Below are 16561 nucleotides of genomic sequence, written 5' to 3'. Positions count from 1 at the left end.
CGAAAAGGCGGCCGCGCCGCGAGACGGGAGTCAGGGCCATGCCCGTATTGGCCTTTCTGGTGCTGTTGACCTGGCCGCTGGTGGTCGCGGTGCTGTTCCAGCGCATGGAGCGGGCGCGGGCGCTGATCTGGTCGATCTTTGCCGGCTATCTGCTCTTGCCGCAGCTGGTCGAGATCGACCTGCCCGCCTTTCCCGGCCTGAACAAGCACATGATCCCGGCCCTGGCCGCCGCCGCCATGGTCTATTTCGTCACCAAGGACCGCGCCCGGGACGAGCCGGCGCCGCCGCCGCTGGGCCCGTGGGTGATGCTGCTTCTGGCGATGAACTGCGTCTCGCCCATCATGACGGCGGTGACCAATCCCGATCCGCTGATCGACGGCGTCAACTATCGCCCGGCCATGTCGATCAGCCAGGGCTTTGCCGACCTGATCCTGCAGCTGATCCAGCTGCTGCCCTTTCTTCTGGGCTACAGGCTGTTGTGGAACGCCAAGGGGGCCGAGCTCTGGATCCGCTGCCTGGTGCTGGGGGTGCTGTGCTATACTGTCCCGATGCTGATCGAGCTGCGGCTGAGCCCGCAGATCAATGTCTGGGTCTATGGCTATTTCCAGCACGATTTCATCCAGACCATCCGTTACGGCGGCTATCGGCCCATCGTGTTCCTGGAACATCCGCTCTGGGTGGCGCTGATGACCATGACCGCCTTCCTGTCGGCCATCGCCATCGCGCGCAACGACCGCACGCGGCGCAACCTGCTGATCGCGGCCTATCTGGGCTGCGTGGTGGTGCTGTGCAAATCGGCCGGCGCGCTGATGCAGGCCTTCATGGCGGCGCCGCTGGTGGCCTTCGCGCGGCCGCGCATGATGGTGCTGGTGGCCGCCCTGGTCGCCAGCGTCGCCTTTGCCTATCCGACGCTGCGCACCACCTCCTGGATGCCGCTGCAGGGCATCGTGGACACGGCCATGTCCGTTTCGCCCGAGCGGGGACGGTCGCTGGAATTCCGGCTCATGAACGAAGAGGCGCTGCTGGAGCGCGCCATGGAGCGGCCGCTGTTCGGCTGGGGCGGCTGGGGCCGGCCGCTGTTCTACGATCCCTATAGCGGCCGGCTGGCCTCGATCCCGGACGGGCAATGGGTGATCTGGGTGGGCGCGCGCGGCATCTTCGGCTACATGGCCTATTTCCTGCTGCTCCTGACGCCGATCTTCGCCCTGCTGCGGGCGATGCCCGGCGGCCGCCGCCCCCCGCGCGAGCGCGAGCTGGTGGTGCTGGGGACCCTGTCGCTGATGCTGGCGATGAATCTGCTGGACCTGATCCCGAACGCCACGCTGACCCCGCTGAGCTGGCTGACGGCCGGCGCGCTGCTGGGCAATGCCCACCGCCTGCGGCAGGGGGTCGCAGAGGCGGGCGATTCCCCGGCTGCCGAGCGGATTCTGCCTAAAAAGGCAGGCATCCAGACGGTTTTATAGGTTGGTGCCGGGCGCCGGATTCGCTATGCCGGACACGCGCGCCAGTTGTTAAGTCATTGCCGCCCACAAGGGCATTCCACGAGTTGAAAGAGGCATCGCCATGGCCTTCGACAAGACCGTCGTTGAGGACACCGATATCGCGATCGTCGGCATGGCGGCCCAGCTGCCCGGGGCCGCGGGCGTCGCTGAATACTGGGACAACCTGTGCCGTGGGGTCGAATCGATCCAGCGCGTCCCGCAGGCCGAACTGCTGGCGCGGGGCGAGTCGCGGGCACGGCTCTCGGACCCGAACTATGTCGCCTCGGCAGCGGTGCTGGACCAGTTCGACGAATTCGATGCCGAATTCTTCGGGCTTTCGCCCAAGGAAGCGGCGATCATGGACCCGCAGCACCGCAAGTTCCTGGAAACCTGCTGGCACGCGCTGGAGGATGCCGCGCATGTGCCCGAGCGTTTCGCCGGCAATATCGGCGTCTGGGCCGGCTGCGGCGCGGGCAGCTATTACTACTGGAACGTCTGCTCGAACCGCGATCTGGTCGATGGCGTCGGGCATTTCCTGCTGCGCCATACCGGCAACGACAAGGACTTCCTGTCTACCCGCGTCAGCCATGTCTTCGACCTGAAGGGGCCGTCGGTCAACGTGCAGACGGCCTGCTCGACCTCGCTGGTGGCGATCCACATGGCCTGCCAGTCGCTGCAATCGGGCGAATGCGACATGGCGCTGGCCGGCGGCGTGACCATCGAGCTGCCGCATGGCCTGGGCTATCTCTACAAGGAGAACGAGATCCTGTCGCCCGACGGCCATTGCCATGCTTTCGACCATCGCGCGCAGGGCACGGTGTTCGGCAGCGGCGCGGCGGTGGTGGCGCTGCGCCGGCTGCGTGATGCGCTGGCCGACGGCGACCACATCTGGGCGGTCATCAAGGGCTCGGCCATCAACAATGACGGCGCCGCCAAGGCCGGCTACCTGGCCCCCAGCGTCGAGGGCCAGGCGCAGGCGGTGGCCGAGGCGCTGGTGATGGCCGGGGTCTCCTCGGACAGCATCGGCTATGTCGAATGCCACGGCACCGGCACCGCGCTGGGCGACCCGATCGAGGTGGCGGCGCTGAACCAGGCCTATGCGCGCGTCTCGGAAGGGGGGCGGCAGGGGCCGTGCCGCATCGGCTCGGTCAAGACCAATATCGGCCATCTGGACACCGCGGCGGGCAGCGCCGGGCTGATCAAATCGGCCCTGGCGGTGCATCACGGCAAGATCCCACCCAGCCTGAACTACGAAGCGCCCAACCCCGCCATCGACTTCGAGGGCGGGCCGTTCCAGGTCAACGACCGGCTGTCGGACTGGCCGGTGCCGGGGCCGCGCCGCGCCGGGGTGAACTCGCTGGGCGTCGGCGGCACCAATGCGCATGTGATCCTTGAGCAGCCGCCGGCGGCCGAGGCTTCGGGCGAGTCCGACTGGCCTTTCCACATCATCGCCGTGTCGGGCCGCAGCAAGGCGGCGCTGGATGCCAATTCGGCGGCGCTGGCGGGCTGGCTGCAGGCCAATCCGGGCGTGGACATGGCCGACCTGTCCTTTACCCTGACCCAGGGCCGGCGGCAGTTCGACCGCCGCCGCGTGCTGGTGGCCGAGACGGCGGCCGAGGCGGCGCGGCTTCTGGCCGAGCCCGATCCGCTGCTGGTCTTCGATCACCAGCCGGTGGGCGATCCGGCCGAGGCGGTGTTCATGCTGCCCGGCGGCGGCGCGCAATATGCCGGCATGGCGCGCGGACTCTACCAGACCGAGCCGGTGTTCCGCGAATGGATGGACCGCGGCCTCGACCACATGGCGCAGGCGCATGGCACCGACCTGCGCGCGCTCTGGCTGCCCGAACCGGGGCAGGAGGCCGAGGCCGACCGGCGGCTTCTGCAGCCCTCGCTGCAACTGCCGCTGCTGATGATCACCGAATATGCGCTGGCGCAGCTGTGGATCAGCTGGGGCGTGACGCCCGCGGCGCTGATCGGCCATTCCATGGGCGAGAACACCGCCGCCTGCATCGCCGGGGTGATGAGCTTCGAGGATTGCATCGGCCTGGTGCGCCTGCGCGGGCTGCTGATGGACCGGGTGCCGGCGGGCGGCATGCTGTCGGTGCCGCTGCCGCCCGAGGAGTTCGCCGCCGAGCTTGAGGCGCTGGAACTGGACCTGGCGGCGGTGAACGGGCCGGGCCTGTCGGTGGTCTCGGGGCCCGATGCGGCGCTGGACCGCTTTGCCGCGCGCATGGCGGCGCAAGAGGTGGAATGCCAGCGCATCGCCATCTCCATCGCCGCGCATTCGCGGCTGCTGGAGCCGGTGCTGGGCGAATTCCGCGCCTATCTCGCCTCGATCCGGCTGAACGCGCCGCAGATCCCGATCATCTCGAACCGCTCGGGCCAGCCCTTGACCGCGGCCGAGGCGACCAGTCCCGACTACTGGGTCGCGCATCTGCGCGGCACCGTGCGCTTTGCCGACGGCATCGCGCATCTGGCGCAGGTGCCGGGGCGGGTGTTCGTCGAGGTCGGGCCGGGCCGGGCCATGCAGGCCATGACCAAGGCGCATCCGGCGGTCGCCGCCAACCAGGTGATCTCGACCCTGCGCCACCGCGACCATGCCACCGGCGATGACAGCTATTTCATGGCTGCGCTGGCGCGGTTCTGGGCCTGCGACGGGCAGATCGACTGGGATCAGGTCTGGGGCGGTGCCCGGCGCCGGCGCCTGTCGCTGCCGGGCTATGCCTTCCAGCGCAAGCGCTATTTCATCGAGCGTTCGGCCAATGCCGCGGCGGAGACTGCCGAAGAACTGGCGCGGATCGAGGAGCCGGCGGAATGGGGCTGGCGCCCGGCCTGGAAGCTGGCCTCGCCGAATATCGAGATCGGGCCGCAGGGGCCGGTCGCGCGGGGCCAGCGGAACTGGCTGGTCTTTGCCGACGATCTGGGCCTTGCCGAGCGCGTGACCGAGGGGCTGCGGGCCCGCGGCCAGCGCGTCGCGGTGGTCGAGGTGGGCGATACCTTCGCCGACAAGACGGTTGCGGGTGGCGACGGTCGCTTCCTGCTGCCGGTCGAATCCGACCGCGAGGGCTATGAGATGCTGCTGGCCGCACTGGCCGGGCAGGAGATGGTGCCCGACCGCATCCTGCATCTCTGGTCGGTGACGCAGGGGGCGAAGTTCCGCCCCGGCTCCAGCCTGCTCAACAGCCAGCTGGAACGCGGCTTCTTCGGCCTGCTGCATCTGGCGCAGGCCATCGGCGCCGAACTGCCCGACGCGAAGCTGGAGGTGATCGCGGTCTGCAACGACGCGCTGCGCGTCGCCGAAGAACCGGCGCCGGTGCCGGAAAAGGCCACGGCAGCAGGGCCGATCCGCGTCATGCCGCATGAGATGCCGAACGTCTCGGCCCGTCTGGTGGACATCCGCCTGCCGGCGAAGGGCGGCCTGGACGCGCTGGCCGCCAACCTGCTGGAGGAGGCGCTGGCCCCTTCGGGCGCCGCCGTCGCCGCATGGCGCGACGGGCGCCGCTTTGAGCAAAGCCTTGAAAAGGTTGCGCTGGCCGATGACGGCATGGCCGCCATCCCGCAGGGCGCGGCCTGCCTGATCACCGGCGGCTTCGGCGGCATCGGCCAGGCCATCGCCCGCGAGCTGGCGCAGCGCGGCGGCGCGAAACTGGCGCTGACCACGCGCGGCCGGGTGGATTCGCCCGCCGTCACCGCCTCGGTCCGCCAGCTGGAATCGCTGGGGGCCGAGGTGCTGGCGATCCGCGCTGACGTGACCAGCCCCGAGGACATGGCCCGCGCCGTGGCCGAGACCAAGGCGCGTTTCGGCAGCCTCGACGTGGTGCTGCATGCCGCCGGTGTGATCCGCGACAGCCTGATCGCCGCCAAGACCGACGACGATGCCTGGGACGTGCTGGCGCCGAAGCTGTTGGGCACCCGCGCGCTGATCGAGGCGCTGGCGGACAATCCCGCCAAGCTGACGGTGCTGTTCTCCTCGACCTCCTCGGTGATCGCGCCGGCGGGGCAGGCGGATTACGTCGCCGCCAACGAATATCTGAACGCGGTGGCGCGCAGCGCGCCGCAGGCGCTGGGCCGGGTGGTCGCGGTCAACTGGGGCGTCTGGGCCGATGCCGGCATGGCGGCGCGGGCCATGGGGCTGGACACCGCGTCCGCCGTCGCCGTGCCGCAGGGCCGGCCGCTCTTGGACGAAAGCCTGCCCATGCCAGGCGGGCGCGAGTTCCGCACCGCGCTGAAGATGCAGGACTGGATCATCGGCGGCCACAAGACCGCGCAAGGCCAGGCGCTGATGCCCGGAACCGGCTGGATCGAGCTGATCTCGGAAGCCGCGCTGGAATGCGGGCTGAGCCTGCCGCTGGTGATCCGCGACCTGGAATTCCGCCGCCCGGTGCTGGTTTCCGATACCGCGCTGGTCAGCACCCGCGTCCTGCCCGAAGGCGATGCGATGCGCGTCGAGATCCTCGACGACCCGCAGGGAGAGCCGAACGTCTCGGCCCTGGTCGCCGGCCTGCACGAGGCGGCGCCCGAGGCGCTGCGGATCGCCGGCGGCTGGGACCGGGACGGACAGGGCGCGGCGATCGCCTCGGCGCAGGAAGGCCAGATGGTGTTCGGCCCGCGCTGGCAGGTGCTGCGCCGCTATCGCATTGCCGGCGACGAGGGGGTGGCGGAACTGTCGCTGCCGCCGGAATATGCCGCCGAGGCCGGGGAATGGCTGACGCATCCGGCGCTTCTGGACATCGCCACCGGCTGGGCGATGGAATTGATCAAGGGCTGGACGCCCGGCAATCTCTGGGTGCCGATGGGCTATCGCGCGATTCGGCTTTATGCGCCCTTGCCGGCGCAGGTCATCAGCCACATCCGCAATGCCGGCGACAACAGCGACGCGCAGGGCATGGCGCAATTCGACATCACGCTGGCCGCGGCGGACGGCACGGTCTGCGCCGAGATCAAGGGCTTCGCCCTGCGCAAGCTGGCGGCGGCGATTTCCGCCACGCCGCAGGCGCGGGTGCAGCCGGCGCGCAGCCTGTCCCCGGCCGAGCGGCGCTTGCATCACAATATCAGCCAGGGCATCCCGGCCGCCATCGGCCCGGCGATGCTCAGCCGCGCCATCTCGACCGGGCTTTCTCAGGTCTATGTCTCGTCGCTGGACCTGCCGGCGCTGATTGCCGAGGCGGGGGTGGTCGAGGATGCCGCGCCCGCCGAGGGCGGCTTCGAGCGCCCCGACCTCGACAGCGATTTCGTCGAACCGGCGCCGGGCATCCAGGCGGAACTGGCGGCGATCTGGTCCGAGCTCCTGGGCATCGCCCAGGTCGGCGCCGCCGACAGCTTCTTCGACCTTGGCGGCCATTCGCTGATCGCGGTGCGCATGTTCGGCCAGCTGCGCAAGGCTTTCGGCGTGGACCTGCCGATCTCGACCCTGTTTGAGGCGCCAACCATCGCCGAATTGGCCGCACTGGTCGAGGAGCGCACCGGCCCGCGCGAGCTGGTCTCGCCCGACAACGTGCGCGAGCTGCCGGTTTCGGCCCGGCCGCGCTTCCGCTTCCTCGTCGATATGGGCGGGCGGGGCGAGGGCACGCCCTTCTTCATGGTCGCCGGCATGTTCGGCAATATCATGAACCTGCGGCAGCTGGCGCAGCGGCTGGGGCCGGACCGCCGTTTCTGGGGCATCCAGGCGCGCGGCCTCTTGGGCGACGACAAGCCGCATGAGGATTTCACCGAAGCCGCCCGCGACTATATCGAGGAACTGCGCCAGATTCAGCCGGCCGGCCCCTATCTGATCGGCGGTTTCTCGGGCGGCGGGCTGACCGCCTATGAGATGGCGCGGCAGTTGCGCGCGGCGGGCGAGGAGGTGGCGATGCTGGTCATGCTCGACACGCCGCTGCCGCTGCGCGAGCCGGTCAGCCGCAAGGACCGGCTGGCGATCCGCCTGGGCGAGCTGCGCGAGGGCGGGCCGGGCTTCGTCTGGAAATGGCTGCGCGACCGCGTGGCCTATGAATTCCAGCGCCGCAGCAAGGCCAAGGCGGTCGAGGCCGAGGTTTCGGCCGAGGCAACCGGCGCCTTCCACGACCTGGCCATCGAGGCCGCCTTCCTCGCGGCGCTGCCGAAGATGCGGCTTTCGGTCTGGGACGGGCCGGTGGCGATGTTCCGGCCGCCGCTCGACCGGCGCTGGAAGGTGACCGGCGGGCGCTGGATCAATTCCGGCCGGGATTACGTCATCGAGGACAATGGCTGGTCGCCCTGGATGCCCAATCTGCGGGTGATCGAAGTGCCGGGCGATCACGATTCGATGGTGCTGGAGCCGAATGTGCGCCGCCTGTCTTCGGTCCTGCGCGAAATCCTGCGCGAGGCCGATGCCGAGATGGACGCCCCGGCCGGGATCAAGGCGGCGGAGTGACCATGACCCAGAATCCGACCACGGCCAGCGTGCATGTCATCGTGCTCAACTGGCGCACGCCAGAGATGTCCTTGCAGGCCGCCGAGGCCGCATTGCGCGAAATGCAGGGCATCGACGGCGGGCTGACCATCGTGGACAACGATTCCGGCGATGGCAGCTACGAGGCGATGCAGGCTGGGGTGCGGGCGCGCGGCTGGCCCTCGGATCGCGTCGCGGTGGTGCAATCGGGCTGGAACGGCGGCTATGGCGCCGGCAACAATCACGGCATCCGCCAGGGCCTGCCGGACGGGCGCCGCGCCGATCTGGTCTATCTGCTGAATTCCGACGCGATTCCGCAGCCCGGTGCGATCCGGGCGCTGGTCGATTATCTGGCTGCGCATCCGCAGGCCGGGATCGCCTGTTCGCGCCTGCGCGGCACCGACGACGTGCCGCACAGCACCGCCTTCCGCTTTCCCACCGCGCTGGGCGAGTTCGAATCGGAATGCCGCACCGGCCCGATCTCGCGCCTGCTGCGGCGGCGCATCGTGGCGCTGCCGCAGCCCGAGGCATCGGGTCGCGTGGACTGGTCGGCCGGGGCGTCGATGATGATCCGCATGGATGTGCTGGATCGAATCGGTCTCTTCGACGAGGGCTTCTTCCTTTACTACGAGGAGACCGACCTGTGCCGCCGCGCCGCGCTGGCGGGCTGGCAGACCCATTACGTCGTCGAAAGCCTGGTGCTGCATATCGGTTCGGTCAGCACCGGCATGAAGGAATGGAAGCGCGCGCCGGATTACTGGTACGATTCCCGGCGCCGCTATTTCGAAAAACATCATGGGCGTCTGGGCGCGCTTTGGGCCACGGTCGCGCATCTGGGGGGCGCGGGCCTGTTCCGCCTGCGCTGCCTTCTGTCGGGGCGCAAGCCGGACGGGCCGCCGGGCCATCTGGCGCATCTGGCGCGCCACGCCTTTCGTTCACAACCAAAGCCCGTTCATGTTGAAAAGGGTAAGCCATGACGCAATTTTCCGCGATTCTGGTGGGTAACGAATCTCTCTTGCGCCACGCGGCCGAGACGCTGCTGGCGCGCGGGCATCGCATCCATGCGGTGGTGACGCGCAATCCCGACCTGCGCGACTGGGCCCAGGGCGCCGGTCTTGCGGTCGAGGATCAGGACGCGCCGATGGCCCCCGATGCGCCGCCTGCCGACTGGCTGTTCAGCGTCGCCAACCTGTCGATCCTGCGCCCCGAGATGCTGGCGCGCGGCCGGCTGGGCGCGATCAACTTCCACGACGGGCCGCTGCCGCGGCTGGCGGGGCTGAACGCTCCGGTCTGGGCGATCATCGGCGGCGAGGCGCAGCACGGCGTCACCTGGCACATGATCGAAGGCGGCGTGGACGAGGGCGACATCTTGTCCCAGACCCTGTTCGAGATCCGCCCCGACGACACCGCCCTGACCCTGAACGCCCGCTGCTTCGCCCGCGGGGCGGAAAGCTTTGCCGAGGTGGTGGCTCAGCTTGAGGGTGCCGGCCCGCAGCGGGTGAAACAGGACCTGTCGCAGCGCAGCTATGTCGGCCGCGACAAGCGCCCCGAGGCCGCGGGCCTGATCGACTTCTCCCAGCCGGCGGGGCGCATCTGCGCGCTGGTGCGCGGGCTCGACCATGGCGGCTACTGGAACCCGCTGGCCGAAGCCAAGGTCCGGCTGGCCGATGGCCGGGTGCTGGCGGTGACCGCCTCGGCCGGGACCGAGCCGGCCAGCGCCGCGCCGGGCACCGTGCTGGCCCATCACGGCGATATCGCCACCGTCGCCGCCGCGGATGCGGCGATCCGGCTGGTCTTTCGCGGCGAGCTGCCTCCGCTTGGCGCGGTGATCCCGGCGCTGGCCGCCGAGGAGCGCGCGCGGCTGAGTGATCTGGCCGCGCAGGCCGCCAAGCATGACGGCTTCTGGCGGGGCCGTCTGGCGCGGATGAACCCGGCGGTGCTGCCGGGCGAGGGCTCGGGCGCGACGCAGCGCCTGCCGCTGCTGCCCGGCGCCGCGCCCGAACGCATCGCGCTGGCCGCGGCGCTGCTGGCGCGGCTGGCCGGACAGGCCGAGTTCGATCTGGCGCTGCGGCCGCAAGGCCAGCCCGAGGCGGCGGGGATCGTCGCCGACTGGCAGCCGCTGGTGGTCGAGGCACGCAGCGACCGGACCCTGGCCGATCTGGGGCAGGCGCTGGCGGCGCAGATCGCCGATCAGGCGAAGCGCGGCTTTTTCATGGCCGACCTGCTGCACCGCGCGCCCGAGCTGCGCGACATGGCGCTGCCGGATCTGGCGATCAGCCTCGATGCCCGCGGCCCGGTCAAGGGCGCGGCGCTGACCGTGATCCTGACCGGGGACGGCGCCTGGCTGGACCACGACCCGGCCCGCGTCACGCCGGCGCAGGCGCAGCGGCTGGCCCGGGCGCTGGACGGCGGGCTGGCGCTGCCCGGCTCTACGGCGCTGCGCGACATCCCCCTGATGGACGCGGCCGAGCGCGAGGAACTGCTGGTCGGCCGCAATGCCACGCAGCTGGATGTGCGGCTGGCCTGCATTCACGAGCTGATCGCGGAAAAGGCTGCCGAGAACCCCGATGCGGTGGCGCTGGCCTTCGAGGATCACCGCCTGACCCGCAGCCAGCTGGATCGCGCCGCCAACGCGCTGGCCGAAAAGCTGGTGGCGATGGGCGTCGGCCCGGATCAGCCGGTGGGCCTGTTCGCGAAACGCTCGCCCGAGCTGGTGATCGGCGCGCTGGCGATCTGGAAGGCCGGCGGCGCCTATGTGCCGCTGGACCCGGACTACCCCGCCGATCGCATCGAGCTTTACATCGAGGATTCCGGCGCCCGGGTGGTGCTGGTCCAGGACGGTCTGGCCGAGAGGCTGCCTGCGCATGGCGCGCAGGTTGTGACCATCCCGTCCGACCTGCCGCATGGCCTGGTCGCGGCCCCGGTCAGCGCCGTCGGACCGGAAAACCTTGCCTATCTGATCTATACCTCGGGCTCGACCGGCCGTCCCAAGGGGGTGATGGTCGAGCATCGCAATGTCGCCAATTTCTTCGCCGGCATGGACGCGGTGATCCCGCATGCCGAGGGCGATGCCTGGCTGGCGGTCACGAGTCTTTCCTTCGACATCTCGGTGCTGGAGATCTTCTGGTCGCTGGCGCGGGGCCTGAAACTGGTGATCGCGGGCGAGGAATCGCGGCTCGCCGTCTCCTCGACGCCGGCGCAGCCGCGCCGCGAGCCATCCGGCGGCATGGATTTCAGCCTGTTCTACTGGGGCAATGACGACGGCCCCGGCCCAAAGAAATACCAGCTGCTGCTGGAAGGCGCGCGCTTTGCCGACCAGAACGGCTTCGTCGCCGTCTATACGCCGGAACGGCATTTCCACGCCTTCGGCGGCCCCTATCCGAACCCGGCGGTTTCGGGCGCGGCGGTGGCGGCGGTGACGAAGAACATCTCGGTTCGCGCCGGCAGCTGCGTGCTGCCTTTGCATCACCCGGCCCGGGTGGCCGAGGAATGGGCGGTGATCGACAACCTGACCTCGGGCCGGGCGGGGCTGGCCATCGCCTCGGGCTGGCAGCCAGACGATTTCGTGCTGCGCCCGGAAAACGCCCCGCCGAACAATAAGACCGCGCTGGCCCAGGGGATCGACCAGCTGCGCCGGCTGTGGCGCGGCGAGGCGGTCGAGTTCCCGCGCAAGGACGGCAGCCTGTTCGGCGTGGTGACGCAGCCGCGTCCGGTGCAGAAGGAGCTGCCGCTGTGGATGACCGTCGCCGGCAACCCGGAAACCTGGGTCGAGGCGGGGCGGCTGGGCATGAACGTGCTGACCCATCTGCTGGGGCAAAGCATCGACACGGTCGCGGCGCGGATCAAGGATTACCACGCCGCGCTGCGCGAGGCCGGCCATGACCCGGCGCGCTTCACCGTCACGCTGATGCTGCATACCTGCCTGGCCGAGGATCGCGAGACGGCGCGCGAGATCGCCCGCGAGCCGATGAAGAACTACCTGAAAAGCGCCGCGGCGCTGGTCAAGCAATATGCCTGGGATTTCCCGGCCTTCCGCCGCCCGGCGGGCATGACCAACCCGATGGCCATCGACCTCGGCTCGCTCTCCGAGGAAGAGCTGGACGGCATCCTGGAATTCGCTTTCCTGCGCTATTTCGAGGATTCCGGCCTTTTCGGCTCCATCGAGGACGGCATCGCCCGGGTCGAGCAGCTGAAGGCCATCGGCGTGGGCGAGATCGCCTGCCTGATCGACTACGGCATCGCGCCCGAGCAGGTCATGGCCGGCTTCCCGCTGCTGGCGCGGCTGCGGGCCGAGGTGAACCCGCATGGCGAGGAACCCGAGGACGGCGATTTCTCGATCGCGGCGCAGATCCGGCGCTGGAAGGTCACGCATCTGCAATGCACGCCCAGCATGGCGCGCATCCTGGTCTCGGACCCGCAGGTGGCGGCGGCGATGGCCGGGCTGACATGCGTGATGGTGGGGGGCGAGGCGCTGCCGCCCTCGCTGCTGGCCGAAATCAAGGCGGCCACGCGGGCGCGGGTGCTGAACATGTACGGCCCGACCGAGACGACGATCTGGTCCACGGTGGCCGACCTGACCGATGCGGCCGAGGTGACGCTGGGCCGGCCGATCGCCAATACCCAGCTTTACGTGCTGGACGCCGACGGTGTGCCGGTCTCCCCCGGCGCGCAGGGCGAGCTTTGGATCGGCGGCCATGGTGTGACCCGCGGCTATTGGCGGCGCGAGGACCTGACTGCGGCGGCTTTCCGTCCCGATCCCTTCGTGCCCGCGGATCGCGGCGCGCCCTGGGGCGCGCGCATGTATCGCACAGGCGATCTGGTGCGCTGGCGCGAGGATGGCTGCCTCGACTATATCGGCCGCGCCGACCACCAGGTGAAGCTGCGCGGCTTCCGCATCGAGCTGGGCGAGATCGAGGCGCAGCTGGCCGCCCAGCCCGGCGTGCGCGAGGCGGTGGCGCTGGTGCGCGAGGATGCCCCCGGCGACAAGCGGCTGGTGGCCTATGTCACCGGCGCGGGCGAGTTGTGCGAGAAGGGGCTGCGCGAGGCGCTGCTGGCGCATCTGCCGGCGCATATGGTGCCCGGCCGGATCGTGCGGCTGGAAAAGATGCCGCTGACCCCGAACCGCAAGATCGACCGCAAGCATCTGCCGGTGCCGGGGGCTGTCGCCTCCGCTCCGGTGACGGCGCCGACCGTCGAGGCCACCACTGCTGTCGCCGCCAACGCCCCGACCGAGGATCTGGCGCAGGCGGTGCAGGCGCTGTGGTCCGAGGTGCTGGGCGTCGAGCAGATCGGCCCGCGCGACAACTTCTTCGCCTTGGGTGGGCATTCGCTGCTGGCGATCCAGCTGCACCGGACCATGCGGGACCGGCTGGCGCTGCCGCGGCTGGGGGTGACGGATATCTTCCGCTTCCCGGTCATGGCGGATTTCCTGAAGCACGTCGCCGCGCTGGCGCCGGCGAACAATGTCGCTCCGGCGGTGGCGGTGTCGGCCCCTGTGGCACCTGTGCGCCCCGAGCCCGAGCCGGTCGGGGCCGGTGACGATGCCATGGCCCGGCGCCGGGCCTTGCGGGCGCAATTGCGCGGCGGGCGGTGAGCGGCGCCGAGGCGCTCGAGGCGCTGGCCCGCCGCCTGCTGCCCGCGGGTCATGGCTGCGCGGTGCTGCCGCTGACGGCCGAGCCCGCGCCGCTTTTGCCCGAGGAGGCGGGGGCTATCGCCCGCGCCGTCCCGAAGCGGCGGCGCGAGTTCGCCTTGGGGCGCATGGCGCTGCGCGCGGCGATCCGGCAGGCCGGGCATGACCTGCCGGCGGATCGGCCCATCCCGGCGCGTTCCGACCGCCGGCCGGACCTGCCGCCGGGCATCCGCGCCAGCCTGTCGCATGGCGGCGATTACTGCATCGCCATCGCCGCCCCACCCGGCGGGGCAAGCGTCGGCGTCGATCTGGAGCCTTGCGACCGCGCCCTTCCGGAAGGTCTGGCCGAGACCATCATGCCCTTTCGCCTGAACGGGGCCGGGGATGCCTTGCTGGCCTTTTGCGCCAAGGAGGCGATGTTCAAGGCGCAATATCCGCTGACCGGGCGGATGCTGGACTTCCGGGCGGTCCCGGCGGTGATCGATGCGCAGCGGTTCCGCGCCTGCATGGGCGACCGGCTGATTGGCGGGCGCTGGGGGCAGGCGGCGGGCTATTGGCTGGCGCTCAGCCTGTGGCGCGGCTGAACAACGCCGCCAGACGCCGGGCGGATTCGCGGATGTCGTGGCGTTCCGTGACGCGGGCGCGGGCCGAGGCGCCCATGCGTTCCAGCGTGGCGTGGTCGGTTTCAGCGGCTTGCAGCATGGTTTCGGCCAGGGCCTCGGCATCGCCGGCGGGGACCAGCCAACCCTCTTGTCCGGGGCGGACCAGTTCGGGGATGCCGGCGATATAGGTGGCGATCACCGGGCGGGCGCAGGCCATAGCCTCCATGATGACCACCGGCAGGCCCTCGGCGAAGCTGGGGGTGACCAGCGCATGGGCGGCATCCATGGCGGCGCGGACGCCGGCCTCGTCCTGCCAGCCGAGCAGGCGGACGGCCTCGCCCATGCCCTCGGCCGCGATCAGCGCCTCGATTTGCGGGCGCAGCTCGCCGTCGCCGACCAGCGACAGGCGCAGCGCGGGATTGCGCCGCCAGGCCAGGGCGAAGGCGCGGATCAGCAGGCCGAATCCCTTCTGCTCGGCGAAACGTCCGACCGCGACCATGTGAAGCGCGCCCGGGGGGAGCGGCGAAGGCTCTGCCCAGCGGGGCAGATCAAGCCCGCAATGCACCACATGCACCTTTTCCCAATCTTCAGCGGCCGACCAGCGGAAGATTTGCGAGCGGCCATAGCTGCTGACCGCAATGCAGAACTCCGCCAGCGCCAGCTTGCCGCCCAGGTCCAGGGCCAGGCTATTGTCGAATTCCTCTGGGCCGTGGACGGTAAAGCTGAAGCGCGGGCCGCCCAGCAAGCGGGCATAGGCCGCGACCCGGGCCGAGTTCGTGCCGAAATGCGCGTGGATATGCGCAAGCCCCAGCGCCTTGGCCCGGGCGGCGACATGGGCACCCTCGGCCAGATAGATGATCTGCCGCGCCAGGCTGGATTCCCCGGCCCGCGCCCGCCGCCGCGCCAGGCGCATGGCGCGGAAGAATCGCGCAGGATTTTCCAGAGCTTGCCGCGCAAGTCCGGCGAGCAGCCGCTTGCCCCCGGCCTCAAGCACCCGCTCGGTCCGGGCATGCTCGGCGCGGTCGGCGGGATCGGTCAATGCGGCCGGATCGCCGCGCATGGCGAATCGGTGCACCTGCAGGCCCTGCGCCTCCAGGGCCGCGATCTCGCGCCGGATGAAGCTGTGCGAGGGGCGGGGATAGGTATTGACCAAATAGCCGATTCGCAAGGCGGCAGGCTCCAATTCAAAGGAAAATGCTCAACTGTCGCGGTATTCAAACACCATGCAGGCTGGATTGCGCTGATTTTTGCTTAAGAATGAGCGGATATGCAGTAAGAGGGAATGCGGCACTAAAGTTTGTCTAGCGATTCGTTTTTTCTTTGGCACTATTGATCCAAGGACCTGTGCATTTTGAGGAGAGCACCTCTGACCGGCATCTTGACCATTGGCGTTGCAGTTGCGCTGGCCAGCGCGGTGATCGGGGCTGTGGCCTTTGATCTGTCGCTCTGGACTGCCCTGCTGGTTTACTCCGTCAGTGGAACCGCCGCCACGCTTTTCGTCGCATGGCGGCGCCTCAGATGCATCGAGCGGCATGAGGCCGAGACCGGCCGGACCGCTCAGTAGCCGGTGCAGCGCAGGACCACGCCCACCGTCTTGGCGATGATGGTCACATCCCCGGCAAGGCTGAGCTCTCCGGCATAGCGGGCGTCGAAGGTGGCGCGGGCCGCGAAGGTGCTGTCGTTGCGGTCCGAGATCTGCCAGAGCCCGGTCACGCCCGGCCGCAGGTGATAATAATCCGCCCCGGGATAAAGCTGCGCCTGCTCGATCATCATCGGCCGCGGACCGACGATGCTCATGTCGCCGCGCAGCACGTTCCACAGTTGCGGCAGCTCGTCCAGAGAGGTCTTGCGCAGGAAGCGGCCGGTCGAGGTGATGCGCGGATCGTTCTTCAGCTTCTGGGTCAGATCCCATTCGGTCTTGGCCTCGGGGTTCGCGGCCAGATATTCGGCCAGGCGCTTGTCGGCATCCTCGACCATGGTGCGGAGCTTCCACAGCCGGAAGTTGCGGCCCGAGCGTCCGACCCGCAGTTGGGTATAGAAGGGCTTTTCTCCATGGCACAGGATGACGATGGCAAGGATCATCACCACCGGCAGGACAATCGGTGCGGCCAGAACAACGGCCGCAATGTCCAGGGGACGCTTGAGAAAGCGGGCATAAAAAGATCGGACCCCCATGGGTTCGCCGATGGTTCCGCCGGGGTCCGATTGCAGCACCGAGCCGATCGTCTCGATATCAAAATCCGTGGTGTGCCGCATTTTGAAAACCTGTCCTAATCACTACTGGCGCAGTATAGCCGTGCATTTGAATAAAACTAGAACGAATTGAGGCACTGACGAAAAGTATAGGTTCTTTTTAAAACAATGACTTATCTGAAAGAACCGGAGGGCTGCGCGGCCCTTACCCTAGGTAAACATGATGTGAGAATCCGTGATCGCCGCGGTC

General features: G+C 69.3%; 7 protein-coding genes. 5 read left to right on the top strand and 2 right to left on the bottom strand.

All coding sequences use genetic code 11. The features are described 5' to 3' along the window. Nucleotides 1–38: 38 nt before the first annotated feature. The 5 genes from L632_RS0114810 to L632_RS0114790 all read left to right on the top strand — a co-directional run bounded on the left by L632_RS0114810 (nucleotide 39) and on the right by L632_RS0114790 (nucleotide 14100). The gene (locus L632_RS0114810) at nucleotides 39–1463 is read left to right on the top strand and encodes a hypothetical protein (protein ID WP_028714267.1); all 1425 of its coding nucleotides are present in this window, start codon (nucleotides 39–41) and stop codon (nucleotides 1461–1463) included. A gap of 100 nt (nucleotides 1464–1563) precedes the next feature. Next, nucleotides 1564–7869: a type I polyketide synthase gene (locus tag L632_RS0114805; protein WP_028717060.1), complete on the top strand. Its 6306-nt coding sequence runs from the start codon at nucleotides 1564–1566 to the stop codon at nucleotides 7867–7869. 2 nt (nucleotides 7870–7871) lie between these two features. Further along, nucleotides 7872–8864 (top strand): glycosyltransferase family 2 protein, encoded by a 993-nt coding sequence (locus L632_RS0114800; protein ID WP_028714269.1) that lies wholly within the window; start codon nucleotides 7872–7874, stop codon nucleotides 8862–8864. Next, entirely contained in the window at nucleotides 8861–13480 is a 4620-nt protein-coding gene (locus L632_RS0114795) for a MupA/Atu3671 family FMN-dependent luciferase-like monooxygenase (RefSeq protein WP_028717059.1), read from the top strand. Before L632_RS0114800 ends, L632_RS0114795 begins: the two co-directional genes overlap by 4 nt. Further along, nucleotides 13477–14100, top strand: a complete 624-nt coding sequence (locus tag L632_RS0114790) for a 4'-phosphopantetheinyl transferase (protein ID WP_028714271.1) — start codon at nucleotides 13477–13479, stop codon at nucleotides 14098–14100. Before L632_RS0114795 ends, L632_RS0114790 begins: the two co-directional genes overlap by 4 nt. Here the strand turns inward: L632_RS0114790 and L632_RS0114785 are convergent. Beyond that, nucleotides 14081–15286 carry a glycosyltransferase gene (locus tag L632_RS0114785; protein ID WP_028717058.1) on the bottom strand — a complete coding sequence of 402 codons (1206 nt, stop codon included), beginning with the start codon at nucleotides 15284–15286 and terminating at the stop codon, nucleotides 14081–14083. The genes L632_RS0114790 and L632_RS0114785 overlap by 20 nt on opposite strands. Before the next feature lie 389 nt (nucleotides 15287–15675). Then, the gene (locus tag L632_RS0114775) at nucleotides 15676–16374 is read right to left on the bottom strand and encodes a sugar transferase (protein ID WP_028717057.1); all 699 of its coding nucleotides are present in this window, start codon (nucleotides 16372–16374) and stop codon (nucleotides 15676–15678) included. Nucleotides 16375–16561 lie beyond the last annotated feature (187 nt).

The sequence above is a fragment of the Paracoccus sp. J39 genome (assembly GCF_000518925.1).
In the GTDB taxonomy this organism is placed as follows: domain Bacteria; phylum Pseudomonadota; class Alphaproteobacteria; order Rhodobacterales; family Rhodobacteraceae; genus Paracoccus.
Note: the sequence above shows the minus strand (reverse complement) of the source record. Positions and strands in the feature narration are given on the sequence as shown.

Excerpts from the sequence above, each read along its gene's own strand:
- L632_RS0114805 (WP_028717060.1), top strand. The coding sequence starts at position 1,564 with ATGGCCTTCGACAAGACCGTCGTTGAGGACACCGATATCGCGATCGTC.
- L632_RS0114775 (WP_028717057.1), bottom strand. The coding sequence starts at position 16,374 with ATGCGGCACACCACGGATTTTGATATCGAGACGATCGGCTCGGTGCTG.
- L632_RS0114795 (WP_028717059.1), top strand. The coding sequence starts at position 8,861 with ATGACGCAATTTTCCGCGATTCTGGTGGGTAACGAATCTCTCTTGCGC.
- L632_RS0114810 (WP_028714267.1), top strand. The coding sequence starts at position 39 with ATGCCCGTATTGGCCTTTCTGGTGCTGTTGACCTGGCCGCTGGTGGTC.
- L632_RS0114800 (WP_028714269.1), top strand. The coding sequence starts at position 7,872 with ATGACCCAGAATCCGACCACGGCCAGCGTGCATGTCATCGTGCTCAAC.